Genomic DNA, 24983 nt, shown 5'->3' on the forward strand with positions numbered 1-24983 from the left:
CCGGTCAATTGTGCAGGACTACGCCGTCTTTCATGACCAGAGTGCGCCCAGGGTGAACGACCACGGCCTCCGCCGGGCCTCCCGAGGGCACGACCACCAGGTCGGCCCGGTCACCCTCGGCCAGGCCGTAGCCCGTCAGCCCCAGCGCGCGGGCGCCGCCGTAGGTGGCGGCCTCCAGCGCCAGCTCGATGTCCTCGTCCGCACGGAAGGTGCTGCGGTAGGCGACGTGCATCGCCCGCTCCAGCATGTCGCCGCTGCCGTAGGGGCCCCACAGGTCGCGGATGCCGTCGTGCCCGCACGCGATCGTGACGCCCGCGGCCCGCAACTTCCTGATCGGCGGCACGGGGTAGTCGTAGACGGCGCCGGTCACCAGCGCCACGCCCGCATCGGCGAAGCCCTGCGCCAGCCGGTCGACGTGGGCCTCGTCGAGCTGGCCGAGCGCGTAGGCGTGGCTGACCGTGACCCGGCCGCCCAGCCCGAGCACCTTGGTGCGCTCGGTGATGAGCTCGAGCTCCCAGCCGCCCAGCGAGCCGCCGTCGTGCAGGTGGATGTCGAGATGCGTGCCGTAGCGCCCGGCCAGGCCGAAGATCAGGTCGAGGTGGCGCACCGGGTCGCGGTCGATGCCCGCCGGGTCGAGCCCGCCGACCGCCTCGACGCCGCCCTTCAGCGCCTCTTCGAGCAGCTCGGCGGTGCCGGGGTTGGTCAGCACGCCGTGTTGCGGGAAGGCGACCTGGCGCACGTCGAGAGGGGAGCGCGCGGCGGCCTCGCGCACGGCCTCCACGCCGCGCAGGCCGACCTCGGGATCGATGTCGGTGTGGGTGCGCACATGGGTGGTGCCGGCCGCGCTCATGCGCTCCAGCAGCGCGCCGATCCGCTCGACGCTCGGCACGCCCAGCTCGGCCCGGCGGGCGAGGTCGTTGCAGATGCGGCCGGCGAGCGTGTCACCGGCGGAGTGGGGCACCCACGGCCCGCCAAAAAGCGTCTTGTCGAGGTGGCAGTGGGCCTCGACGAGGCCGGGCAGCACCAGCTGGCCCGTGACGTCGACGACCCGGGCGGCGGGCGCCTCGACGCCCTGGCCGACCCGGGCGATGCGGCCGCCGCGGACGAGGACGTCGGCGGGTGCGCCGAGCCCCCAGGGCAGCCCGCCACGGATCAGCACGTCGCTCATGCCCAGCACCCTAAACGGCCGGACCGACGATTTCCGTGTCGCCGCTGTGACGGTTCCGGACCGCCGGCGGGCGGCGCGGACGTCATCCAGGGTGACGGATGCCCGGGATGGACGGGCTGGGTGATCGGGTCAGCCAAGGCCCGAGTGTGCCCTGACCTGTCAGGTCTGCGTATCACGGATGTCCTTCCCGTTTTTGTCGGCGCCAGCCGGTATCGTGGCGGTGTCGTTACCGAACGTGACGGGAGGTGGGGTGTGCGCAGGTCGTTCAGGTTCCTGCTGCGCCCCACCGCCCGGCAGGCGGCGGCGCTGGCGGCGTGCCTGGAGGACCACCGGCAGCTCTACAACGCGGCCTTGGAGCACCGGCGCACCGCTTACGGCAGGGCGGGGGTGAGTGTCCGGTACGGCGATCAGTCGGCCGAGCTGAAACACATCCGTGCCGATGATGCGGACGAGCAGGGGCGTTGGTCGTTCTCCTCCCAGCAGGCCACGCTGCGACGGCTCGACAAGGCGTTCGCCGCGTTCTTCAAGCGGGTCCGCGAGGGTCGCGCGCCGGGGTTCCCGCGGTTCAAGGGGCGTGGCCGGTTCGGCACGGTCGAGTGGCCGAAGGACGGCGACGGCTGCCGGTGGGACTCCCAGCCCGAGCACCCTACCGTCACCTACGTGCGCCTTCAGGGTGTCGGGCATGTCCGCGTCCACCGGCACCGCGCGGTCAGGGGCCGGGTGAAGACGATCTCGGTGAAGCGGGAAGGCAGCCGGTGGTTCGTGGTGCTGTCGTGCGACGACGTGCCGGCTGAACCGCTGCCCGCTTCCGGCGCGGTCGCGGGGATCGACATGGGCGTGGCGTCCCTCGTCACGACCAGCGACGGGCAGCATCTGAGCAACCCCCGTCACCTGGCCGCGTCCGCCGGCCGGCTGGCCGCCGCACAGCGGGCTCTGGCCCGGAAGAAGCGGGGCTCCAAGCGGCGGCGCAAGGCGGTGGCCCGCGTGGCCTCGCTGCACGCCAAGGTGCGCAGGCAACGTCTGGACGGCGCGCACAAGGCCGCGCTCGCCCTGGTGGCCGCCTATGACGTGATCGTGCACGAGGACCTGCGGATCGCGAACATGACCCGCTCGGCGTCCGGCACGATCCAAGTCCCCGGCCGGAATGTCGCCGCCAAGTCCGGCCTCAACCGGAGCATCCTGGACGCGGGCTGGGGGGTGTTCCTGACGATCCTTGCGCACAAGGCTGAAAGCGCCGGTCGCACGCTGATCGCGGTGAACCCCGCCGGCACCTCCCGCACCTGCGCCCGCTGCGGGCACAGCGCGAAGGAGAACCGCCTCACCCAAGCCGGGTTCGCCTGTACGGCGTGCGGGCATGCCGCGCACGCCGACGTCAACGCGGCGGTCAACATCTTGAGGGCAGGGCTTGCCCTTCGCCACGCTGCGCAAGCGGCTTAGCGAGAAGCCGCTCCCCTGCAAGGAGCGGAGGAGTCACGATGAACCCGGGCTCCAGCGACTCTTCCCCGCAATGCGTGCACCGCAAAATGGACATGCGGCCCGAGCGTAGTCAGATCTCGTCGAGATGGGAGACGTTCGCCATATCGGCGGCGTCGGTGCTGGGCCGCCCCTCGAACCAGGCGTCGAGGATCTCGCCGAGCACCACGTCGGACGTCAGCCGGAGGCTGAGCGCGAGCACGTTGGCGTCGTTCCACGTGCGGGCGCCGTCGGCGGTGTAGGCGTCGACGCAGAGCGCAGCCCGGACGCCGGGCACCTTGTTCGCCGCGATGGACGCGCCCGTGCCCGTCCAGCAGCAGACGACCGCCTGGTCGGCACGCCCTTCGCTGACGTCTCTCGCGGCGAGTTCGCAGGCCCACGCCCAGTCGGCGCGCTCGCCGTCGCCGAGCGCGCCGTGGGCGACCACCTCGTGCCCGCGCCTGCGCAGCTCCGCCACGACCCGCTCGGCCACGCCGTCCTTGCTGTCGGCGGCCACCGAAATCCGCATGTGTCCTCCCGGCTGCTCACCTCAGATGTACCAGTGCCCCCGGCTGGAATCGAACCAGCGGCCTCCTGTTCCGGAAACAGGCGCGCGCTCTCCGCTGCGCCACGAGGGCCCGTGGCGGGTGCGGGAATCGAACCCGCCTGGAGCGACGTATGAAATCGCCGGGCACACCAGCGCCCCCACCCGCCTGGGAAGGCGTCCGGGCAAGGCCGGGGCCGGAGGTCAGCCTCGACGCGCCCGGGACACGCCCGTGCGGCGCCGCATGCGCATTCGCCGGGTGGTCATGGGAGGTCCTTTCGCTGGATCAGGTGCCGGTATCGAGCTTGGCGGTCGTACGCGCGACGGCGCAACGCGTTTATCCCGCACATGCCAGACTGGCGCATTGGGACGGTATGTGCTTGGTTGTGCAGCCATATGAGCATTGACGAGAGTGACATCCCGGCGCTCGCCCGGGGGTGCGCGATCCTGGGCACCGGCGGCGGGGGAGACGTGCGTACGGGGTCGCTGGCGGCGGTCGGGGCCATCCGGGCGTACGGCGAGGTGCCGCTGGTCGAGCTGGCCGACCTGCCCGGCGACGCGCTGGTCGTGCCGCTGTCCGGGATCGGTGCGCCGACGGTCGGCCACGAGATGATCCATGGCGAGGACGAGCCCGAGCGCGTCGCCGAGGAGGTGGAGCGGCTCTTCGGCCGGCCGCCGAGCGCGATCATGTCCTCCGAGATCGGCGGCTCGAACGGGGTCGCGCCCGTCGCCTGGGCCGCGCGCCTCGGCGTGCCGCTGCTCGACGCCGACGGCATGGGCCGGGCGTTCCCCGAGGTGCAGATGGTGTCGATGTACGTGGCCGGGCTCCCGGCCGACCTGGTGATCATGTCTGACATCGTGGGAAACGTCGTGACCATCCGCCCGATCGACGGGCTCTGGTCCGAGCGTCTGGCGCGGGCCGTGTGCGTGGCCGCCGGCTCGCACGCGCTGATGGCCGACTACGTCCTCACCGCCGGCCGGGCCCGCGGTGCGGTCATCGAGGGCACGGTCACCCGCGCGCTGGACATCGGCAGGGCCACGGAGGGCGCGGCGGACCCGCTCGGTGCGCTCCAGGACCGGCTCGGCGCGGTACGCCTGATCACCGGCAAGCTGACCGACGTGGAGCGGCGCACCACCGGCGGTTTCGTCCGGGGGACGGCCACGATCGAGGGCACCGGCGACGAGCGCGGCCGCCGCCTCACCGTGGAACTGCAGAACGAGAACCTCGTCGCCGTCGAGGACGGCGCCGTGCGGGCCATGGTCCCCGACCTCATCACGATCGTGGACACCGAGACCGCCGCCGCCGTCCAGACAGAGAGCCTGCGGTACGGCCAGCGCGTCAGCGTGCTCGCCTGGCCCTGCGACCCGCTCTGGCGCACGCCCAAGGGGCTGGAGACGGCCGGGCCCAGGGCGTTCGGCTACGACCTCGGCTACGTGCCCGTCGAGGAGCTGACGGCGCATGGCTGACCTGCGGATAGGGATCGACGTCGGCGGCACGAACACCGACGCGGTCGTGCTCGGCGCCGGCGGCCGGGTGGCGGCCAAGGCCAAGCGGCCGACGAGCAGGGACGTGACCGGAGGGTTGCGGGCGGCCCTGGACGCGGTGCTCGCGGAGCTGGAAGGGGCCGCGGAACCGCGGAAGCCGGGCGGCGGCGTGCGGAACCGGGTGGGCCGGGTCATGCTGGGCACCACCCACGCGACCAACGCGATCCTGGAGCGCAGGAACCTCGGCCGGGTCGCCGTGCTCAGGCTCGGCGCGCCCGCAACCACCGCCGTGCCCCCGCTCTCCGGCTGGCCGGACGACCTGCGCGAGGCCGTGTCGGCGGGGGAGGCCGTCGTCCCCGGCGGGCACTACGTCGACGGCCGCGAGATCAGCGCGCCCGGCCTCGGCGCCGTCCGCCGCTTCCTGGACGGCGTGGAGGCCGACGCGGTGGCCGTCACCAGCGTCTTCAGCCCGGCGAGCGACGGGCACGAGCGGCTCGTCGCCGAGCTGGTCACCTCCGAGTACGGCCTGCCGGTCGCGCTGAGCCACGAGATCGGCACGCTGGGGCTGCTCGAACGCGAGAACGCCACCGTGTTGAACGCCGCTCTGTACGGCGTCGCCGCCCACGTGACCGGCGCGCTGACCGCCGTCCTGGCCGAGCGTGGGCTGGACGCGCGCCCGTACCTGGCGCAGAACGACGGCACGCTCATGACGGTGGAGCACGCCGCGCGGCTGCCGGTCGCGACGATCGGGTCGGGCCCGGCCAACTCCCTGCGCGGCGCCGCCTTCCTGTCGGGCGTGGCGGACGCGGTCGTGGTGGACGTCGGCGGCACGTCCACCGATCTCGGGGTGCTGGCCGGCGGCTTCCCCCGCGAGTCGGCGGCGGCGGTCGAGATCGGCGGGGTGCTCACCAACTTCCGCATGCCGGACATCCTCGCCATCGCCCTCGGTGGCGGGAGCGTGGTGCGCGGGCGCGGAGTCGGCCCCGACTCCGTCGGCTACCGGATCGCCGGTGAGGCGCTGGTCTTCGGCGGGGCCACGGCGACGATGACCGACGCGGCGGTGGCGGCGGGCCGCACCCCGCCGGGGGCCGCCGCATGGCGCGGGCGTCTCCCCGCGGCCGTCCTGGCCCGCGCGGCCGCACGACGGAACGGCGCGGACCCGCGGGCAGCGCCGGCGGGCGACGGCACGGGCGACGGCACGGGCGACGGGACGGGTGACGGGACGGAGACGATCGCCGACCTCCTGGCGAGGGCGATCGCCGTCGCGGACGAGATGGTCATCGACGCCGTGGACCGCATGGCGCTCGGCAGGACCGACCGGCCCCTGGTCGCGGTGGGTGGCGGGGCGTTCATCCTGCCCGCCCGCATCCCGGGCGTGAGCCGGGTGATCCGCCCCGAGCACGCCGAGGTGGCCAACGCCGTGGGAGCGGCCATCGCCCTCGCGAGCGGCAGAGTCGATACGATCTTGCCTGCGGGAGACGGTCGGCCACAAGCGATCGAAAGGGCCAAGGAAGAGGCGGTGGCGCGAGCCGTGGCGGCGGGGGCGGATCCCTCCGGCGTCGAGATCGTGGATCTCCTCGAGGTGCCGCTGAGCTATCTCTCCGAGCCCGCCGTACGCGTACACGTCAAAGCAGCCGGACCCCTCGCCCGGTGAAAGATCGAAAGGATCCCCCCACCATGCGCTGGCACAAGCGCTTGCTCGTAGCCGGGCTCACCGGCGCCCTGGCCCTGACCGCAGCCGCGTGCGCGGGCGGCCAGGTGCGCGGCGCCGGAGGCACGCCGGAGCCGGCGAAGAGCTCCGGCCCGGCCGCCACGCAGACCGCGAAGGCCAACGACAGCACCTTCGTCTACGTGCCGAACCTCGACGTGGTCACCGACTGGGACCCGGCCACCTCCTACTCCAACGAGATCGTCGCCCTGTCGAACATCTACGAGGGCCTGACCCGTTACAACTTCCAGTCCCGCGAGGCCGAGCCGCGCCTGGCCACCGAGTGGACCTCGGCCGACGGCGGCAAGGAGTGGACGTTCAAGCTGCGCCAGGGCGTGAAGTTCCACTCGGGCGCCACGCTCGACGCCGAGGCGGCCAAGAAGGCGATCGAGCGGACGATCGAGAAGAAGGGCGGCGCCGCCTACATCTGGGACTCGGTCGACACGATCGAGGCCGTGGACGCGACCACGCTGAAGTTCACGCTCAAGCGCGCCGCGCCGCTCGACCTGATCGCCTCCTCCGGCTACGCCGCCTACATCTACGACGTGGGCGCGGTGGACGCCGACGGCAAGACGACCGCCGGCACGGGCCCGTACACGATCGACTCCTGGCAGAAGGGCAAGGAGACCGAGCTCACGCTGAAGGCGTTCGAGGACTACTGGGGCGGCTGGACGCCCGAGCAGTACAAGAAGGTCGCCTTCCGGGTCACCCCCGAGACCACCACCGCGTGGCAGCTACTGCAGAAGGGCGAGGTCAACTTCGTCCAGCGGCTGAACCCGCAGCTGTTCGAGCAGGCCGGCATGACCGACAACGTCCAGACCGCGCGGTCGCCCTCGTTCCAGAACCTGCTGGTGTTGTTCAACACGGCCGCGGGCCCGACGAAGGACGTCAGGGTACGGAAGGCGCTCCAGCTCGCGATCGACTACGACGGCCTGGCGGCGGCGCTGAAGGGCGCGGGGCTGAAGGCCGGCGGCCTGGTGCCGGAAGGGCTGCTCGGCCACGTGAACGGCATGGAGCCCGAGCACGACCCGGCCAGGGCGCAGGCACTGCTCGCCGAGGCCGGGTACGGCCCCGACCTCGCCGAGCTCAAGCTCTCCCTCACCTACGCGCAGGGCGACGAGGACCAGAAGATGCTGGTCACGCTGCTGAGCTCGGCGCTGAAGAATCTCAACATCACGCTGCAGGCCAAGCCCATGACGTGGAGCGCACAGTGGGACCTGGGGAAGAAGCAGGGGCAGGACATCTTCGTCATGTACTGGTATCCGGACTATCCGGACGCCTACTCGTGGTTCCTCAACGTGTTCAAGAGCGAGGACCAGCCGCGGTTCAACCTGTCGTACCTGAAGGACCGCGAGATCGACGCGGCCATCGAGAAGCTGCCCGGGCTCATGGCGACCGACGCGCTCAAGGCGGAGGACGCGTTCGAGGAGCTGCAGAAGAAGATCATCGGGGAGCAGGCGGCGGTGGCGGTGCCGTACGTGCAGACCTACCAGCGCGCGCTGACCGCTGACGTCAAGGGATATGTGGACAACCCCGCCTATCCCAACGTCGTCTTCTTCTACGACCTCGAACGCGCACGCTGACCCCATGCTGCGCTATCTGGCCCGCCGGCTCGGCCAGGCCCTCCTGGTCGTCGCCGGCGTGGTCGTGCTCACGTTCGCCGTCATGCGGCTGGTGCCGGGGGATCCGGCGGTGGCGTTCGCCGGGCCGAAGGCCTCGCCGGAGGAGCTCGCCGCGGCGCGCGAGAGGTTCGGGCTGGACGATCCGCTCCCGGCGCAGCTCTTCGCCTACGTGCGCGACCTGTTCACCGGTGACTGGGGGGTCAGCCTGCGCACCCGGCAACCCGTGCGCGAGGATCTCTATCTCGCCTTTCCCGCCTCGCTCGAACTGGTCGGGGCGGCATTGCTGATCGCGGTGGTGGTGGGGATCCCGGTGGGCGTGCTGGCCGCCCGCTATAAGACGAAATTTCCGGACTTGGGGGTGCGGTTCGGCAGCATGCTGGCCGTCTCCGTCCCCGTCTTCTGGCTGGCCCTGGCCCTGCAACTGATCTTCGCCGGCAAGCTCGACTGGTTCCCCGTGGCCGGTGAGTACGACTCCTCGCTCGACACCACCAGCCCTCTCACCCTGTGGACGAACATCACCGTCGTCGACGCCCTCATCACCGGCAACTGGCCCATCCTCACCAGCACCCTCCACCACCTGGCGCTGCCCGCCCTGGTGGTGGCCGCCTACCCCACGGGCGTCATCGCCCAGATGACCAGGGCGACCCTCATCGAGGAGTCCGGCCAGGACCACACCAGGCTGGCACGCGCGCTCGGCTTCGGCGAGACGTCCGTCCTGACCAAGTTCGCCCTCAGACCGGCGCTGAGCCCCGTGTTGTCGCTGATCGCCCTGGTCTTCGCCTACTCCCTCGTCAACGGCTTCCTCGTCGAGGCGATCTTCAACTGGCCGGGCCTGGGCCGCTACGCCGCCGAGTCGATCCGCTCGCGCGACACGCCGGCCATCGCGGGCGTCACCCTCCTGGTCGCCCTGGTCTACGTTCTGGCCAACCTGGTCGTGGACGTGCTCCAGGGCTTCCTCGACCCCCGGGCGAGAACCCGATGACCGGCCCGCGCGGCGAGGCGCCGCTGCGGCGCTCCCTGCCGAGGGTGCCCGACCGGTTCGCCGCCTTCGGGGCGGTGCTCATCGTGCTCATCGTGCTGGCCGCGATCACGGCGCCGTGGCTCGCCCCGTACCCGGACGAGCCGCGCCCGCTGGAGGGGTCGCTGCCGCCGAGCGGCGCGCACTGGTTCGGCACCGACCAGCTCGGCCGCGACGTGCTCACGAGGATCCTGTACGGCGGCCGCACCTCGCTGGCCATCGCGGTGTCCGTGCTGGCGGTGTCCGCGCTGGGCGGTGTCACGCTGGGCGTGGTGGCCGGGTACGCGGGCGGCTGGGTCAGGGACGTGATCATGCGGGTCACGGACGTGTTCCTGGCCTTCCCCGCGCTGCTGCTCTCGCTGGCGCTGGCGGTCGTGCTGCCGCCGAGTGTGAACACGGTCATCCTGGCCATCGCGGTGACCTGGTGGCCGTGGTACACCCGGCTGGCCGCTTCCGTGGCCGCCTCGATCGCCACCCGCCCCTACGTGGACGCCGCCCGGTGCCTCGGCGTGCCCGCGCCGCTGATCGTCCTGCGGCACGTGCTGCCGAACTCGCTCACCCCCGTCCTGGTCCAGATCTCGCTGGACGCGGGCGGCGTGATCCTCACCGCGGCTGCGCTGTCGTACCTGGGGCTGGGCGCGCAGGAGCCGACGGCGGAGTGGGGGCTGATGGTGCAGCAGGGGCAGACGTTGTTCACCACGAACTGGTGGATCGGCACGTTCCCCGGGCTGGCGATCCTGGTGACGGCGTTCGCGTTCAACATGCTGGGGGAAGGGCTGCGCAACGCGCTCGACCCCAGGGCGGGGAGGGTCACGTGATCGAGGTGCGTGACCTCCAGGTGCGCTACGCGGGGCGGTTGGTGGCCGACGTCCCCGAGCTGGACGTGGGCGCGGGCGAGTGCGTCGCGATCGTGGGGGAGAGCGGCTCGGGCAAGTCCACGACGCTGCTCTCGCTCCTGGGTCTCACCGAGGGAGCCGAGATCTCGGGACACGTCAGGGTCTGCGGGGTCGACGTGCTCGCCGCTCCGCCGCGCCGGCTGCGCGAGATCCGCGGGGCCAGGGCGGGGCTCGTGATGCAGTCACCCCAGTCGGCGCTCAGCCCCGCCACCCGTCTCGGCGTGCTGATGCGCCGCGCGCTCAGGCTCCACGGCGTCGGACGCGGCGCCGGCCGGGGCGGGAGCCTGGACGAGATCATGGCGGAGTCCGTGGCGGCGGTCATGCTCGACCGCGCGATCCTGCGGCGTTACCCTCACGAGATCTCCGGCGGCCAGGCCCAGCGCTTCGCCATCGCGCTGGCCATCGCCCTGGGCGCCGAGGTGATCCTCGCCGACGAGCCGACCAGCGCCCTCGACGTGACCGTGCAGGCCGAGGTGGTCGGGGTGCTCCACCGGCTGAGGGCGGAACGAGGGCTGGCGCTCCTGCTCGTCTCCCATGACCTGGCCCTGGTCTCGACAATCGCCGACCGGGTGCTCGTCATGAAGGACGGGGAGGTGGTGGAGTCGGGTCCCGCCGCGAGGGTGCTGGCCGAGCCGTCGCACCCGTACACGCGCGAGCTGCTGGAGGCGCTGCCGTGACCATGCTGAGGGCCGAGCGGGTGACCCTCGGGTACGCCGGGCGCGCGGTCGTGCACGACGTGAGCCTGGACGTCACCGCGGGCGGCGTCGGGCTGATTGGGGAGAGCGGCTCCGGCAAGACGACCCTGGCGCGCGCGTTCCTGGGCCTCCTCACCCCCATGGCCGGAAATATCTGGTACGGCGACCAAATCCTCAAAAAAGCGGACATGCGGGCGTTCCGGAAGGACGTCCAGCCCGTCTTCCAGGCCGAGGCCCTCGACCCCAGAATGCGGATCGGCGCCTCCGTTGCCGAGGCCCTGCCGGTGCGAGGGCCCCGCGCGGCCCGGGCCAGGGTGCCGGAGCTGCTCGAACAGGTCGGACTCGACCCCGGTCTGGCCGCCCGCAGGCCGCACCAGCTCTCGGGAGGCCAGCGCCAGCGGGTGGTGATCGCCAGGGCCCTGGCGGCCGGCCCCCGCCTGCTCATCCTGGACGAGCCCACGAGCGCGCTCGACGTCACCGTCCAGGCCAGGATCCTCGACCTGATCGCCTCTCTGGACACCGAGCGCCTGCTGATCACCCACAACCTCGCCGTGGTGCGGCGGCTCTGCCGCACCACGCACGTGTTGTTCGCGGGCCGGGTCGTCGAGTCGGGCCCCACGCGCGACCTCCTGGCGAACCCGGCCCACCCCTACACCCGGGCCCTGCGCGACGCCGTGCCGCAGCTCGGCGGCTCGCCGCCGCGGGCCAGGGGCACGACGGAGGCCGTTCCGGCGGAGACGGGCTGCCCGTTCAGGCTGCGCTGCCCGCTGGCCGCGCCCGAATGTGAGCGGCCGCCCGCGCTCAGGGACGTGCGGGGGCGTCAGGTGGCCTGCCACCGGGCGGAGGACGTGCTGGTCACCTAGCCGGGAAGCGCGCCTTGAGGTGCGCGGTGAAGTCTTCGGCGAGCTTGTCCATCAGCCTCGCCGGCTCCGCGCGCTCCGCCGGGGGGCCAGCCGGCCGTGGCGCCCTCGAATCACTCGGCCGTCACCTGGCGGCGCCTGCCCGCGGCCTAGGCTCCGTCCTCGGTGAGCGCGATGCGCCAGGCGTGGCCGCCGCGGCTCAACCGCCGGGCGGTCACAGCGCCTTCAGCCCGCTGATCACCTCGAGCAGCACCTTCGCGTCGGGGGCCGGAGGCGGGTGTTCGACCTGCACGAGCTGGCGCGCGTGCAGGTCGCCGACCAGCACCCTGATCACGCCGATGGGCAGGTTGAGCTCGGCCGCCACGTCCACGAGCCGGGTCGGCTGGGTGCACTTCTGCAGGATGATCAGATGTTCGGGGTCGAGGCCGCGCGGCGTCGTCAGGCCGCCGGACGTGATGATCACCGCGATGAGGTCGATGGCCTCGCTCGCGGGCACCGTACGGCCCCTCGTCAGCAGATAGGCCGGGACGATCGGACCGGCGTCCTCGTCCAGCCACCGCTCTTCTGGCCTGTCAGTCACTGCGCACCACCCGCATGGGTCGAGCGGGTTCCTTGACGTGGGGATCCGGGTCCGGATCGGCCACGTGCTCAGCCGGGATCAACACGATCGCGGTGGTCCCTCCATATGGTGAACCGCGTAGCGTCACGCGGATGTCATGCCTGGCGGCCAGGCGGGAGACGACGAAAAGGCCGAGCCTGTCGGTGTCGGCCAGGTCGAACTCCGGCGGGCTGGCCAGCCGCTCGTTGAGTTCGTCCAGCACGTCCGCGCTCATTCCGAGCCCGCGGTCCTCGACCTCGAAGACGAACCCCCTGGCCGCCTCCTCGCCCCGCACGATGACCTGGGTGTGGGTGGGGGAGTAGACGGTGGCGTTCTCGATCAGCTCCGCGACGAGGTGGATCACGTCGCCGACGACGGGGCCCGCCAGGCGCTGGCCGGACATCGGCTCGACGGTGACCCGCGGGTAGTCCTCCACCTCGGCGGCCGCCCCGCGGGCGACGTCGAGCAGCGGCACCGGGCGGCTCCAGCCGCGGCCCGGCGTGGCGCCCGACAGGATGATCAGGCCTTCGGCGTGGCGGCGCATGCGGGTGGTGAGGTGGTCGAGCTTGAACAGGTCCTCGAGGGCGTCCGGGTCGGTCGCACGGTGCTGCATGTCCTCCAGCTGGATGCGCTGGCGGTGCAGCAACGTCTGGCTGCGCCTGGCCAGGTTGCGGAAGACATGGCCGACGCCCTCGTTGAGCCGCGCCTGCCCGGTGGCGGCCTCGACGGCGGTCTGCTGCACCGTGGAGAAGGCCTGCCCGACGTCGTCGATCTCGACGGTGGTGCTCGCCACCGACACCTCGGGCAGTTCGATCCGCTCGCCCCTGCGCAGCTTGCCGACCACGTGCGGCAGGCGTTCCTGCGCCACCTCCAGGGCGGCCAGCCGGAGCGCGCCGAGCTCCCGCGACAGCCGGTTGCCCATCCGCAACGAGAACACGATCGACACGACCACCAGCACCAGAGCCGTTCCCGCCAGCACGTACGCCCGGGCGAGCACCTGGTCGGCCACCGGGTCGGCGCGCCCGTTCAGGGTGGCGCTGGCCCGCATCTGGACCGCCTGGAACGACTCGGACAGCTCGTCCGTGACGCCCAGCCAGCCACGCGGCGAGCGGCCGGAGATGATCTGGTCCTCCATCATCCGCATCCGCTGGTAGGTGGAGGAGGTGATCAGGGCGACCTGGGGGTCGCGCAGCGGCGGGTCGAGCTCTCCGAGCGCCTGGTCGACGAGGAAACGCCGGTTGCCGACGATCTGCGTGAAGGTCCTGCGCTCCACGGCCGTGGTCGGCCCGAGCGCGATGGCCTGCTCCCGGGTGAGCAGCTCCTTCGCGTAACTCATGTCGATGACCACGCGCGACTGCTCGTAGATCGGGATGTCGTCGATGAGCGCGACGCGGCGGTGCAGGCCGAACAGCGCGTCGGCGATCTCGTCGTAGGACTCCACCGCGTGCAGGCGGTCACTCAGGCTCGTGTCGATCTCTCTTCTGATCACGTCGAGCCTGTTCAGTTGCGTGTACACCGCGTTCACCTGCGTGCGGATCTCTTCCGATCTGTCCTTGGAGTTGCCCGAGAGCCGCGTGAAGGCGTCTTCAGCGGCGTCGGTACGGCTACGCTGCGCCTCCACCGCGGTCTGGGCCGCCATGTGGCGCAGGTGCTTGGCCGAGACGAGACGCTCCCGCTGGATCTCGTTGATCAGTTTGTACGCTGGATGGCGGAGGTTCGTCCAGAGGGTCTTGTACTCGCGTAGCTCCAAGCTCTCGGTGGCGGTGACGGCGGTGATGACGCCCCACAACACCACCATGGAGGTCAGAGGCACCAGTAGGAGTCCGATGATCTTCATGCGGATCGTTCGGCTACGACCCATGGCACCTCACTCCGGTCGGTCCCCTGCTGGCAACCCCGGACGGGACAAGCCCCGAGGATAGCAATTCGATCACCAGATTGCCCAATTTTTCGGGAGTTTTGGACATGTTTTCATGATCATGCAGTAGGTTTCCCCGAGTACATCGGTGACGGAGGAGGACGCGTTGCGCAGTCGTCTCGTTGCGGCCGCGGCGCTGGTGCTCCTCGCGGCGTGCGCGGCGCCCACGGAGGTGCGCCAGGCGCCGGAAGGCACGGCGCCTTTCGTGTACGTCTACAACACCGACGTGATCACCGAATGGGATCCGAGCCGCTCCCACTCCAACGAGATCATCGCCTTCCAGAACGTCTACGAGACCCTCACCCTCTGGAACCCGGTCACCAAGATCGCCACCCCCCGCCTGGCCACGTCCTGGCGCGCCTCGGCCGACGGCCGCACCTGGACGTTCACCATCCGCTCAGGCGTGACCTTCCACACGGGCAGACCGGTGGACGCGGCGGCCGTCAAGGCCTCGATCGAGCGCACCATCAAGTCCAGGACCGGAGCCTCCTACATCTGGAACGCCGTCTCCTCCATCAGGGTCGACGACCCCCAGACGGTGACCTTCACGCTGCGCTACGCCGTCCCGCTCGACCTGGTGGCCTCCGCCGGGTACGCCGCCTACATCTACGACACGAAGGCGGCCCCCGACCTGACGAAGTGGTTCGCGCAGGGACGGGACGCGGGCTCCGGACCGTACACGGTGGCCCGGTGGCAGAAGGGCGCGGAGGAGGAGCTCACACTCACCGCATACGACGGCTACTGGGGTGGCTGGCGCAGGCCGCACTACAACACCATCAAGTTCCGTGCCGTGCCCGACCCCGACAGGGCGGACCGGATGCTGACGGACGGCGAGGCGACCTTCGTCAGCCGGCTCTCGCCCCGGTTGTTCGCCAGGGCCTCGGCCACGCCGGGCATCCGCACGTCGGAGGCGCGTTCGTTCACCACGGCGATGATGTTGTTCAACACCGCGCGCGGCCCGATGAGGGACATCCGGGTGCGCCGCGCCATCCAGAAGGCCGTCGACTACCAGGGCGTGGTGCGGGCGCTCCGGGGCGCCGCGGGCCCGGCGAGCGGCGTCGTGCCGGAAGGGCTGCTGGGCCACGTGCCGGGCAGGGAGCCCCGGCAGGACCTGGAGGGCGCCGCCCGGCTGCTGGAGAAGGCGGGCTACGGGCCCGGCGGCGAGCCGCTGCGCCTGCGCGTGACGTACGGGCGGGGTCAGCACGACCAGCAGGTGCTCGTCACGAAGTTGCGGGCGGCGCTGCGCCCGCTCAACGTCACCCTCGACGCGCTGCCCATGCACTGGAACGCGCAGTGGGAGCTGGGCAGGAAGCGCGGCCAGGACATCTTCATCATGTACTGGTGGCCCGACTACGCCGACGGCTACTCCTACTTCGGCAACGTCTTCCACAGCTCGGACAAGCCGGAGTTCAACCTGTCCTACCTCCGCGACGACGCCCTGGACACGCTGCTCTATCCGGTGCCCGAGCTGGCCATGACCGACAAGGCGGCGGCGCAGCGGGCCTACGAGCAGGCCACGGTCAGGGTGCTCGACCAGCGGGTGGCCGCGGCGGTGCCGTGGGTGGTCTACTCGCAACGCGCCTATCTGGGCAGCGTCGAGGGATATGAGGACAACCCGGCCTATCCGGACGTGGTCTTCGTGCACGGCCTCAGGCCGTCGGCGTGACCTCCTCGGAGGTGTCACCGTGGGTGGCGTCGACCCGCTCGCGCAGGCGGGCCCTGATCTCCTCGGGCGTGTAGGCGCGGCGGCGCCGCTCCGCCCGCGCGATCACCACTCCCGTGGCGGCCACTCCCATGATTCCGGCCAGACCGAGCATCTTCCACCAGCGCATGTGCCTAGGCTAACGGTGTGCTGACTCTCGACGAGGCCGTCAAGGTGACGCGCACCGGCGACCTGTGGATCTTCCGCGGACGCTCGGTGCCCGACCGCGCCATCCAGACGGTGACCAACAGCCCGGTCAACCACGTGGGCATGGCGATCGTGATCGAGGACCTGCCGCCCATGATGTGGCACGCCGAGCTGGGCCGGTCGCTGCCCGACCTGTGGGCGGGCACGCATCAACGCGGAGTGCAGCTGCACGACCTGCGCGACGCCGTGACGGTCTGGGCCGACCGGTACGACCAGCGGCCCTGGCTGCGCCAGCTCGACCCTGAGGCGACACGCGACATGGAGGACGCCGCCCTGCGCACGGTCGCCCGGCTCGACGGCACCCCGTTCCCGTCCACCACCCGGCTGGCCGCCCGCTGGGCCAGGGGCCGGATCCCGCGCCGCCGCCGGGAGCAGACGCTGGAGAGCGCCTACTGCGCCGAGGTCGTCGCGGTCACCTACGAGGAGATGGGGCTGCTGCCCGCCGGTCGCCGGCCCAACTGGTACGACCCCGGCAGGTTCTGGAGCGGCGACGACCTGGGGCTGCTCATGGGGTTCCGGCTCGGCAACGAGATCACCGTGGGCGTCGAGCGCGTGCGGCGCTGAACCGTAAAAAACGGGCAAAGGCCGCCGGTGTCTGAGTCGGCCCTGCCCACTGACGGCGGCCCGTGTTCCCGCCGCCGGGCGTGCTCTCGGCGCAGATGCGAAGATGACGAAGGTTTGACGCATTAGGCTCGGACACGATGGACATCCGCGTGCTCGGCCCGGTCGAAGTGTACGACGGCGGTGCTGAGATCCCGATCGAGGGCGCCCAGCAACAGTGCGTGCTCGGGCTCCTCGCGGCCTGCCACGGCGCCTACGTACCGGTCGACCGGCTGATCGAGGCGCTGTGGGAGGAAGACCCGCCCAAGACCGCCAAGACCATCGTCCAGCTCAAGGTCTCCCAACTGCGCAAGACGCTGGGCGGGCGCATCGCCAGCACCACGGCCGGCTACTCGCTCGCCGTGCCCGACGACGAGATCGACGTGCGCCGCTTCCGCCGCCTGGCCGCCGAAGGGCGGGCGGCGACCCGGCCGGAGCACGCCGCCGCGGCCTGGGAGCGGGCGCTCTCCCTGTGGCGCGGGCAGCCCCTGCAGGGGGTCGGCACCACCTGGGTCGACCAGCGCGTACGCGGCCCGCTGACCGGCGAGCGCTGGGACCTCGTCGAGGAGTACGCCGCCGCCCTCATCGAGCTGGGCCGCCACCGCGAGGTGCCCGCGCTGCTGCAGGAGCTCAGGGACGAGGAGCCGCTCAGGGAGACGCCGCACGCGCTGGCCATGACGGCGCTGTGGCACGACGGGCGGACGGCGGAGGCCCTGGAGCTGTTCCACGGGGTGCAGCGGCTGCTCGCGGGGGAGCTGGGCGTCGACCCCGGGCCCCGGCTGCGCGACCTGCACCAGCGCATCGTCGAAGGCCACCGCCCGGTGGTGCCGCGCCAGCTCCCGCGTGACGTCGCCGGCTTCGTCGGCAGGCAGGCCGAGACCGAGCGCGTGCGCGAGCTGCTGCGCGAGGGCCGCGTCGCCGTGGTCACCGGCGCGGCCGGCATCGGCAAGTCGGCGCTGGCCGTGCACGTCGGCCACCGGGTCGCCGCCGAGTTCCCCGACGGCCAGCTCCACGTCGACCTCAACGGCTACGGGCAGGGCGAGCCGCTGCCGCCCGAGCGGGTGCTGACCCGGCTGCTCGGCGCTCTGGGCGTGCCGGCGCCGAACAGCATCGCCGAGCAGCTCGACCTCTACCGCTCGACGCTGGCCACCAGGCGGGTGCTGCTGCTGCTCGACAACGCCGCCGACGCCGAGCAGGTCCGCCCGCTGCTGCCCGGCGGCTCCTGCGGCGTGATCGTCACCAGCCGCGACACGCTGCGCGGCCTCATCCTGCAGGGGGCGCAGAGCGTACGCCTGGCCACGCTCACCCCCACCGAGGCCAGCGACCTGCTCGCCGACCTGGTGGGCAAGGACGTCGTCCACACCGACCCCGAGGCCGTCGCCGAGCTGGCCGAGCTCTGCGGGCACCTGCCGCTCGCCCTGGCCATCGCGGGCGCCAACCTCATCGGCCGGGCCGACCTGCGCGAATACATCAAGGAACTGCACGCCGACCGCTGGAGCACGCTGGCCGTCGAAGGAGACGCGCAGGCCACGGTCGCCACGGCGTTCGCCAGCTCGTACGCCGCGCTCCCCGACGACGCGCGCATGTTGTTCAGGCGCTTCGGGCTGGTCCCCGGCTGCGACTTCACCGCCCACTCAGCCGCCCGCCTGGCCGGCACCGACCCGGCCACGGCCACCCGGCTGCTGACCAGGCTCGCCTCCGCCCATCTCGTCGAGGAGCACACGCCGGGCCGTTACCGGCTGCACGACCTGGTCGCCCTCTACGCCCGCGAACACTGCACGGCGGGCGACGACGACCCCGCCCGGCTGCACGCCTACTACCTGCACACCGCGCGGGCGGCCGCGCCGCTCCTCGCGCCCTCCATCGAGCTGCTGCCGCTCACGCCCGAAGACCCGCCGTACGACGCGGAGGAGTTCGCCGACGCCGGCGCGGCCACCGCCTGGCTGGACGCCGAGCAGCACAACCTGCTGGCGGTGATGGACCACGCCTCGGGACGCATGCTCTGGCGGCTGATCGAGACCCTGCGGGCCTTCATGTACGGCACGTACCAGCCCGACGTGATCGCGGCCCTGGCGCGGAAGGGCCTGGCCGCCGCCGAACGCGACGGCGACCTCGCCGGGCAGGCCAGCATGCACCACACGCAGGCCAACACCCGCTTCGTCCTGAACGAACCGCGCGCGGCCCTGCGCCACTACGAGCTCGCCGCCGAGCTCTACGAACGGATCGGCTGGAGCACGGGAACACTCCTGGCGCTGACCAACTTCGTCGTGGCCACCTCCAGCCTCGGCGACTTCCACGAGGGCGCGGCCAGGCACGAGCGCATCGTCCGGCTGTGGGAGGCGCTGGAGCCCTCCACGAAGCTCGCCGCCACGCTGGAGAACCACGCCATCGTGCTGCTGTGGTCAGGGCGCACCCGCGAGGCCCTGGAACAACAACTCCGCGCCAACCGCATGCGGGAGTCGCTCGGCGAGCCGCCCGCCTGGCGGGCCAGGGCCTGCTCCATCGTCGGCGACATCCGGCTGGCGATGGGCGACCTCGACGCGGCCGCGGAGGCGTTCGAGGAGGGCCTGAAGTCCGCCCATGCGGGCCGGCTGCCGGGAACGTTGTCGAGCGCGGCCATGGCGTACCACCTGAAGGGCGAGGACGCCAGGGCGGCCGACCTGGCGAGGCGGGCCGTGCAGACGGCCAGGGCCAGCGGGCTGCGCAGCGAGTACGACGAGGCGCGCAGCACGCTCGCCCTGGTGGACGACTCCATCGAGCTCGGCGTGCGCATCTCCATGCTCAAGGAGGTGATCGCCTCCTACCGCTACCGCACCTATCCCTATCTCGACGCCCGCGTGCGCGTCTGGCTGGCCGAGGTCTGCCTGCGCGGCGGCCGGAACGCCGAGGCCGCCGAAGCGGCGGGGCAGGCGCTCGACGCGGCCACCCGGCACGGCCTGCGGCGGCTCGAAGGGCTGGCGCTCACCCTGCTCGCCCGGACCGACCTGCTCGACGGGCGCCCCGACGCGGCGCGCGAACACGCCAGGCGGGCCGCCGAGGTGCACCGGGAATGGGGGCACCGGCTCGACGAGGCCGCCGCGCGGGCCGTGCTCGACGAGCTCTGAGCCCGCTCAGGCCTGGGCGGACAGCAGCGACTCGAAGGTGCCGCGGAGCTCCCGGCCCGGGTCCACGCCGAGCTGATCGGCCAGCAGGCGGCGGGTGCGCTCGTACAGCTCCAGCGCCTCCGCCTGCCGCCCCACCTGGTAGAAGGCCGTCATCAGCAACGACACCAGCCGCTCCCGGTGCGGGTTGGCCGTCACGCTCGCGCGCAGCGGCGCGACCAGCCGCTCCGGCTCCCCCAGCCGGAGTCTCCTGCGCGCCAGCTCCTCGACGGCGGCCAGCCGCGCCTCCTCCAGCTCGACCGCCGCCACCTCCAGCGACCTGCCGCCTCCCGACCCGCCGAGCGCGGGACCGCGCCACAGGGCCAGCGCCTCGTCCAGCAGATCGGCGCCGGACCCGTCGTCGCGCCGCGCCGCCTCGGCGACCAGCCGGCGAAAACGCAGCGCGTCCACCGACTCCGGGTCGGCCAGCAGCACGTACCCCGACGAGTCGGTCTCCACCCGGGCGCCGACCAGCGCCCTGCGCAACCGGTACACGTGTCCCTGCACGGTCATCCGCGCGCTGTCCGGGGGATCACCCTCCCACACGGCGTCGATCAGCCGCTCCACCGGCACCGGACGGTTCAGGTCCAGCAGCAGCGCGGCCAGGACGTAACGACGCTTACGCGGCCCGGTATCCAGGCGGCGTCCCCCAACACAGGCGTCAATGGACCCGAGCAGGCGAAACTCCAAGCGATCCATTCCGGACAGCCTGCCGGGGCGCGCTAAAAGGCGGCTAAACACCGCGGTGCCAACAGAACGCCAACTCCTTCTGCCAGGGTCTACCCCTCACGATCTTCGCCCAACAGGAAGAGAAACATAGTGATCACCAAGAAGGCCGCGATCGCCGTCATGGCGGGCTCGCTCATCGCGGGGCCGATGGCCACCGTCGCCACGGCGCAGCCGAGCAACGCCGCCGTCGTCGCGAAGGACCGCCTCGGCCCCGGCGACTGGCTGCTGCCCGGACAGTCGCTGACCTCCGGCCGGTTCAAGCTCATCCAGCAGGCCCAGGGGAACCTGGTGTTCTACGACGGCACCAAGGCGCTGTGGAGCTCGCCCACCGCGGGCAAGCCGGGCGCCCGGACGACCATGCAGAAGGAGGGCAACCTCGTCATCTACGGCCTCGACAACAAGCCGCTGTGGTCCACGCAGACCGCCGGCAACCCCGGGGCCTACCTCAAGCTGCCCAAGCAGAGCGGCAACCTGGTGATCTACTCCAGGACCAACAAGCCGCTGTGGTCCTCCATGGCCTACATCAGCAAGCTGCCCTCCGGCCAGGTGCTGCGCCCCGGGCAGTTCATCCAGTCGCACAACGGCCGCTACAAGCTGATCCAGCAGAAGGAGGGCAACGCGGTCCTGTACGACGGGCAGCGCAGCCTGTTCACCACGCCGACGGCGGGGCACCCGGGCGCGCGCTCGATCATGCAGAAGGAAGGCAACTGGGTCGTCGTCGACGACAACAACAAGGCCCTGTGGACCACCAGGACCGCGGGAAACCCGGGCGCCTGGTTGTCGGTCAGCAACGACGGCCGCGTCATCATCTACTCGGCCGCCAACAAGCCGCTCTGGACCAGCGAGATGCGCTGATCGGCTCGCGGGGGCGCTCGCTGCCTGCCGCCCCCGCTGGTGGCAGGCTGGAACCATGCGCCTGGCTACCTGGAACGTGAACTCGGTCAAGGCACGACTGCCTCGCCTGCTCGAATGGCTGGCCGAGGTCAAACCCGACATCGTCTGCCTGCAAGAGACCAAATGCCCCGCGGAGGCGTTCCCCGCGGCGGAGGTGGGCGCGCTCGGCTACGCCGCCGCGGCCCACGGCGACGGGCGGTGGAACGGCGTCGCGCTGCTGTCCGCGGCTGGGCTCGACGAGGTGACCCTGAGCTTCCCCGGCGAGCCCGGATTCGCGGAGCTCGACGGGGTCGGCGCCGCCCGCCCCGAGGCCCGGGCCATCGGCGCCACCTGCGGCGGCATGCGGGTGTGGTCTCTATACGCGCCGAACGGGCGCACGGTCGACTCGCCGCACTACGCGTACAAGCTGGACTGGTTCGCGGCGCTGCGCGACGCGCTCGAAGCCGAACTGGCCGCCGGGCCCGTGGTGGCGTGCGGCGACTACAACGTGGCGCCGTCCGACGCCGACGTGTGGGATCCCGCGCTCTTCGTCGGCTCCACCCACGTCACCCCGGCAGAACGCCAGGCGCTGGCCGACCTCCGCGCTCTGGGACTGCACGACGTCGTGCCGACGCCGATGAAAGGGCCGCACCCGTTCACCTACTGGGACTACCGGGCCGGAATGTTCCACCAGAACAAGGGCATGCGCATCGACCTGGTCTACGCGAGCGAGGACGTCGCGGGGCGGGTGCGGTCGGCGTACGTCGATCGCGAGGCCCGCAAAGGGAAAGGGCCGTCCGACCACGCGCCGATCGTGGTCGATCTGCGGCCATGAACTTATTCCCATTCACGGCCATCCGAGTATTCTGTGGTCTCGAATGTTTCGGGGGTGTTAAGAACCATCAAGGCCCACAGGGGGAGCTCCGTGGAACCTGCAGACGGCCGTGTCATTCTCTTCATCCTCATCGCCCTCGCCGTGTTCGCCCTCGGCCGCCGCTTCCAGACCATGGTCATCATGCGCCAGGTGTGGAAGCAGAGCGCCAGGCAGGTCAGCGCCAGGAAGGCCGTCGCGAACAACGCCGCCAAGTCGATGATCGGCATCACCCTGCTCGCGATATTCGTCGTCTGGCTGGTGCTCAACCTGAATCGCGTCATGTGAAAAAAGGCGGTCGGTGATTACCGCGCAATTGCACGGAGTGGAGCAATCACCGAATTCCCCGGCCCGCCCGATCAGGGGCGGTGGCGGCGGAGGGCCCAGGTGGCGAGCACGGCCGTGCCCGCGGCGGCCAGGGTGACGGCGCGGGTCAGGCGGACGGCCCGGCGGATGTCCTTGACGTCGGGCTCGGGCCCGTCACCCATCGTCGGACGGTGTTCGACCCTGCCCTGGTAGACGTTCGTGCCGCCCAGCGTGACGCCCAGCGCGCCGGCGAACGCGGCCTCGCAGCGGCCGGCATTCGGGCTGGGGTGCCGGTGGCCGTCCCTCCTGAGCGCGGACAGCGCCCCGCGCTTGTCCGGCCCGGTCAGGACGGCGAGCAGGCCCGTCAGCCGCGCGGGCACGTAGTTCGCCACGTCGTCGAGCCTCGCCGCGGCCCAGCCGAACCGCTCGTAACGCGGCGAGCGGTGGCCGATCATGGCGTCCAGCGTGTTGATGGCGCGGTAGGCCAGCAGCCCCGGCACGCCCGCCACCGCGCCCCAGAACAGCGGGGCCACGACGGCGTCGGAGGTGTTCTCGGCCAGCGACTCGACCGTGGCCCGCGCCAGCTCCTTGGCCTCCAGCCGGGAAGGGTCGCGGCCGCACAGGTGGGGGAGGCGGGCCCTGGCGCGTCGGAGGTCGTCGTGTTCGAGGGCGGCGGCCATGAAGGCGCCCTCGCGGGCCAACGTGGTGCCTCCCAGCACGGCCCAGGTGGCGACGGCGGTCACGACCGTACGCGCCGGCCGGCCGGGGACGCGCTGGGCCAGCACGCCGAGCGCGGTCGCTCCGCCGACGCACACGGCGACGTGCAGGACTCCGCGCGACCGCGCGTCCTTGTAGATCGAACGTTCCAGCCTCGCCGCGGCACGCCCGAATAGGGCCACCGGATGGGCGGGAGTGCGGGGGTCGGCGACGAGCCGGTCGAGCGCCACGCCGAGAGCGAGGCCGAGAGGGTCAGACCAGGTGGGCATGGAGCTCATCTTCGTGCACGTCCAGCCATGCGGCGGCACGCCGGATGCGCTCGCCGGCGCCGTTCGCCCACATCTTCGCCCAGTTGCCGCCGGCCGAGGCGCGGGTGCGCATGACGGTGTAGGAGCGGTGGAAGCGGAGCCTGGCCAGATCGAGGAGGCGGCGCCGGTCACGGGGCAGGACGCCGTACGCGTCGCAGAACAGGCGCAGGCGCTCGCCCACGTCGAGGGCGCGGAGAAGCGGAGGGCGGTCGACGGGGTCGGCGATCGGGGCCCAGTGGCGAAGGGTGGTGACGATGTCGAAGAGCCGCGTGGTCGGCCGGGCCAGATCGAAGTCGATCAACGCGCACGGCCGTCCCGCCCGAAAAATCACGTTATCCATCGTTAAGTCACAATGGCCAATGACTTCCGGCGCTTTATCGTCATTCGATCCCCCCTCCCAGCCGTCCGGCACCAAGGGAAACCCCGCAGTCGCATCGTGGAACTCCCGCACCAGCACCGCGAGTCCGGCCAGCGCCTCATCACTCGCGCTCTCCCGCCGCAACCCGGTCGTGCCCGGCACGTACGTAAGGACCTGGCGCCCAAGCTCGTCCATCCCCACCACCCGTGGCGCACCCTCGAACCCCGTCGCCTCAAGGTGCCTGAGCAGGGCGTGCACGGAGGGCGTGGACGTACTGGCCGGTCTGCGCACGGTGTCACCGACGCGCACCACCCCGTCAGTCACATCCCCGCCCTGCAGGGGAATCTCATGCAGGAGCGTCGCGACCATGCCACGGAAGCTTAGACATTCCGCCCCGCTTCCGCCCGATCTTTTCGCCGGTTCCGGCAACAAGATCGCCCCGGTCGATGCCGTACCCACCTGGGGTGGGTGCCGCCGGCTTCCTCCTCCTCGGGTATCCTCCCTGTGGCCCGCATGACCAGACAGACCACCGGCTGGACCATGGCGGCCATGGTCGCCGAGATCCTGTTCATGCCGGGTGTGATCGGGTCGACAGGCTGACACGGGGAAAACGTGTGCGTGACATGTCGCCGGATCATGCACAATAAGGCGGGAGCGCCCTTAGCTCAGCTGGATAGAGCACCGGACTTCTAATCCGACGGTCGCAGGTTCGAATCCTGCAGGGCGCGCTGCACTCGACCAGCACCAGAGGGCTCCTGACCTGCGGCAACGCGGGTCAGAGGCCCTCTGGGCATGTCCGAGTGTCTACGGCTCTAACTGATCGATTGCGGGCGTCCACGCCCAATGCTTGCCCACGATCCTGCGTATGGTTGCGGCCAGAGTCGCCCTTGAGAGCCTCGGCGTGCCAGACTCACTCAACAGCACGCTTGGTGCGACCCTGGCGGCCTTGTTCTTGCAAGGAGCAGACGACGGCGCTTCCCGCCGTTCGGGTGTGCGGCCTGGGCGGTCCTGGACGGCAGTAGCTCCGGGCCTCACTCCCGACCGCATGCGCCGACGACACGCACCAACTCGTCGACCTCAGTGAGCCCTTCCGCGTAAGCCCCCGCGACAGAGTGTGATCCTCGGGCCGCCCCGACGCCGGCGCCCCCGATGATCGAGAAGCGTAAAGCCCCTGGTAGAAGTTGGTCTTGCGACAGATCGACTTCGGA

Annotated in this window: 22 protein-coding genes and 3 tRNA genes; 15 read left to right on the forward strand and 10 right to left on the reverse strand. The window is 71.5% G+C overall.

The window, feature by feature from the left end; translation table 11 throughout:
- Positions 1-4: 4 nt before the first annotated feature.
- Entirely contained in the window at positions 5-1168 is a 1164-nt protein-coding gene (locus ABGA98_RS14845; RefSeq protein ID WP_347618839.1) for an amidohydrolase, read from the reverse strand.
- Between the two features lie 252 nt (positions 1169-1420).
- On the opposite strand from ABGA98_RS14845, the gene ABGA98_RS14850 reads away from it, so the two are divergent.
- The gene (locus ABGA98_RS14850) at positions 1421-2605 is read left to right on the forward strand and encodes a transposase (protein WP_347618840.1); all 1185 of its coding nucleotides are present in this window, start codon (positions 1421-1423) and stop codon (positions 2603-2605) included.
- A gap of 109 nt (positions 2606-2714) precedes the next feature.
- On the opposite strand, the gene ABGA98_RS14855 is transcribed toward ABGA98_RS14850, so the two are convergent.
- The 3 genes from ABGA98_RS14855 to ABGA98_RS14865 form a co-directional block, all read right to left on the reverse strand.
- Positions 2715-3149, reverse strand: coding sequence for an RpiB/LacA/LacB family sugar-phosphate isomerase (locus ABGA98_RS14855; RefSeq protein WP_347618841.1), 435 nt, complete (start codon positions 3147-3149; stop codon positions 2715-2717).
- A gap of 34 nt (positions 3150-3183) precedes the next feature.
- Positions 3184-3258: transfer RNA gene (locus ABGA98_RS14860), tRNA-Arg, on the reverse strand.
- A 3-nt stretch (positions 3259-3261) separates the two neighbouring features.
- Positions 3262-3334, reverse strand: a tRNA-Met gene (locus tag ABGA98_RS14865).
- 226 nt (positions 3335-3560) lie between these two features.
- Here ABGA98_RS14865 and ABGA98_RS14870 point away from each other — a divergent pair.
- Genes ABGA98_RS14870 through ABGA98_RS14900 form a run of 7 tightly spaced genes read left to right on the forward strand, consistent with a single transcriptional unit; the run spans position 3561 to position 11451 of the window.
- On the forward strand, positions 3561-4631 hold the full coding sequence (locus ABGA98_RS14870) for a DUF917 domain-containing protein (protein ID WP_347618842.1): 1071 nt from the start codon (positions 3561-3563) through the stop codon (positions 4629-4631).
- The gene (locus ABGA98_RS14875; RefSeq protein WP_347618843.1) at positions 4624-6303 is read left to right on the forward strand and encodes a hydantoinase/oxoprolinase family protein; all 1680 of its coding nucleotides are present in this window, start codon (positions 4624-4626) and stop codon (positions 6301-6303) included. The genes ABGA98_RS14870 and ABGA98_RS14875 overlap by 8 nt, the downstream gene beginning before the upstream one ends.
- 23 nt (positions 6304-6326) lie before the next feature.
- Positions 6327-7940 (forward strand): ABC transporter substrate-binding protein, encoded by a 1614-nt coding sequence (locus ABGA98_RS14880; RefSeq protein ID WP_347618844.1) that lies wholly within the window; start codon positions 6327-6329, stop codon positions 7938-7940.
- 4 nt (positions 7941-7944) lie between these two features.
- On the forward strand, positions 7945-8961 hold the full coding sequence (locus tag ABGA98_RS14885; RefSeq protein WP_347618845.1) for an ABC transporter permease: 1017 nt from the start codon (positions 7945-7947) through the stop codon (positions 8959-8961).
- On the forward strand, positions 8958-9815 hold the full coding sequence (locus tag ABGA98_RS14890; protein ID WP_347618846.1) for an ABC transporter permease: 858 nt from the start codon (positions 8958-8960) through the stop codon (positions 9813-9815). Before ABGA98_RS14885 ends, ABGA98_RS14890 begins: the two co-directional genes overlap by 4 nt.
- Entirely contained in the window at positions 9812-10570 is a 759-nt protein-coding gene (locus tag ABGA98_RS14895; RefSeq protein ID WP_347618847.1) for an ATP-binding cassette domain-containing protein, read from the forward strand. Before ABGA98_RS14890 ends, ABGA98_RS14895 begins: the two co-directional genes overlap by 4 nt.
- Positions 10571-10572: 2 nt before the next feature.
- Positions 10573-11451 (forward strand): ABC transporter ATP-binding protein, encoded by an 879-nt coding sequence (locus ABGA98_RS14900; RefSeq protein ID WP_347618873.1) that lies wholly within the window; start codon positions 10573-10575, stop codon positions 11449-11451.
- A gap of 211 nt (positions 11452-11662) precedes the next feature.
- On the opposite strand, the gene ABGA98_RS14905 is transcribed toward ABGA98_RS14900, so the two are convergent.
- On the reverse strand, positions 11663-12028 hold the full coding sequence (locus tag ABGA98_RS14905) for a DUF742 domain-containing protein (protein ID WP_347618848.1): 366 nt from the start codon (positions 12026-12028) through the stop codon (positions 11663-11665).
- The gene (locus ABGA98_RS14910) at positions 12021-13883 is read right to left on the reverse strand and encodes a nitrate- and nitrite sensing domain-containing protein (RefSeq protein ID WP_347618849.1); all 1863 of its coding nucleotides are present in this window, start codon (positions 13881-13883) and stop codon (positions 12021-12023) included. Before ABGA98_RS14910 ends, ABGA98_RS14905 begins: the two co-directional genes overlap by 8 nt.
- 187 nt (positions 13884-14070) lie before the next feature.
- Between ABGA98_RS14910 and ABGA98_RS14915 the strand changes: the two genes are divergently transcribed.
- The gene (locus ABGA98_RS14915) at positions 14071-15630 is read left to right on the forward strand and encodes an ABC transporter substrate-binding protein (protein ID WP_347618850.1); all 1560 of its coding nucleotides are present in this window, start codon (positions 14071-14073) and stop codon (positions 15628-15630) included.
- Here ABGA98_RS14915 and ABGA98_RS14920 read toward each other — a convergent pair.
- Complete coding sequence (locus ABGA98_RS14920) at positions 15614-15796, reverse strand: hypothetical protein (protein WP_347618875.1); 183 nt, start codon at positions 15794-15796, stop codon at positions 15614-15616. The two genes, ABGA98_RS14915 and ABGA98_RS14920, sit on opposite strands and share 17 nt — an antisense overlap.
- A 20-nt stretch (positions 15797-15816) precedes the next feature.
- On the opposite strand from ABGA98_RS14920, the gene ABGA98_RS14925 reads away from it, so the two are divergent.
- Both ABGA98_RS14925 and ABGA98_RS14930 read left to right on the forward strand, forming a co-directional pair.
- On the forward strand, positions 15817-16437 hold the full coding sequence (locus ABGA98_RS14925; protein ID WP_347618874.1) for a hypothetical protein: 621 nt from the start codon (positions 15817-15819) through the stop codon (positions 16435-16437).
- Between the two features lie 137 nt (positions 16438-16574).
- A complete protein-coding gene (locus tag ABGA98_RS14930; RefSeq protein ID WP_347618851.1) occupies positions 16575-19577 on the forward strand; it encodes a BTAD domain-containing putative transcriptional regulator in 3003 nt (1000 codons plus the stop codon).
- A gap of 6 nt (positions 19578-19583) precedes the next feature.
- Here ABGA98_RS14930 and ABGA98_RS14935 read toward each other — a convergent pair whose 3' ends face one another.
- The gene (locus ABGA98_RS14935; protein ID WP_347618852.1) at positions 19584-20312 is read right to left on the reverse strand and encodes an AfsR/SARP family transcriptional regulator; all 729 of its coding nucleotides are present in this window, start codon (positions 20310-20312) and stop codon (positions 19584-19586) included.
- 120 nt (positions 20313-20432) lie between these two features.
- On the opposite strand from ABGA98_RS14935, the gene ABGA98_RS14940 reads away from it, so the two are divergent.
- The 3 genes from ABGA98_RS14940 (at position 20433) to ABGA98_RS14950 (ending at position 22374) form a co-directional block, all read left to right on the forward strand.
- A complete protein-coding gene (locus tag ABGA98_RS14940) occupies positions 20433-21197 on the forward strand; it encodes a hypothetical protein (protein ID WP_347618853.1) in 765 nt (254 codons plus the stop codon).
- 55 nt (positions 21198-21252) lie between these two features.
- A complete protein-coding gene (locus ABGA98_RS14945; RefSeq protein WP_347618854.1) occupies positions 21253-22050 on the forward strand; it encodes an exodeoxyribonuclease III in 798 nt (265 codons plus the stop codon).
- A 90-nt stretch (positions 22051-22140) separates the two neighbouring features.
- Positions 22141-22374 carry a hypothetical protein gene (locus ABGA98_RS14950; RefSeq protein ID WP_132600066.1) on the forward strand — a complete coding sequence of 78 codons (234 nt, stop codon included), beginning with the start codon at positions 22141-22143 and terminating at the stop codon, positions 22372-22374.
- A gap of 71 nt (positions 22375-22445) precedes the next feature.
- Here the strand turns inward: ABGA98_RS14950 and ABGA98_RS14955 are convergent, their stop codons facing one another.
- Both ABGA98_RS14955 and ABGA98_RS14960 read right to left on the reverse strand, forming a co-directional pair.
- Complete coding sequence (locus ABGA98_RS14955; RefSeq protein WP_347618855.1) at positions 22446-23378, reverse strand: cobalamin biosynthesis protein; 933 nt, start codon at positions 23376-23378, stop codon at positions 22446-22448.
- A complete protein-coding gene (locus tag ABGA98_RS14960; protein WP_347618856.1) occupies positions 23362-24144 on the reverse strand; it encodes a phosphotransferase in 783 nt (260 codons plus the stop codon). The genes ABGA98_RS14955 and ABGA98_RS14960 overlap by 17 nt, the downstream gene beginning before the upstream one ends.
- 285 nt (positions 24145-24429) lie before the next feature.
- Between ABGA98_RS14960 and ABGA98_RS14965 the strand changes: the two genes are divergently transcribed.
- A tRNA-Arg gene (locus tag ABGA98_RS14965) sits at positions 24430-24503 on the forward strand.
- Positions 24504-24983 lie beyond the last annotated feature (480 nt).

It is taken from the genome of Nonomuraea sp. B1E8, assembly GCF_039871515.1.
Lineage (GTDB): Bacteria > Actinomycetota > Actinomycetes > Streptosporangiales > Streptosporangiaceae > Nonomuraea.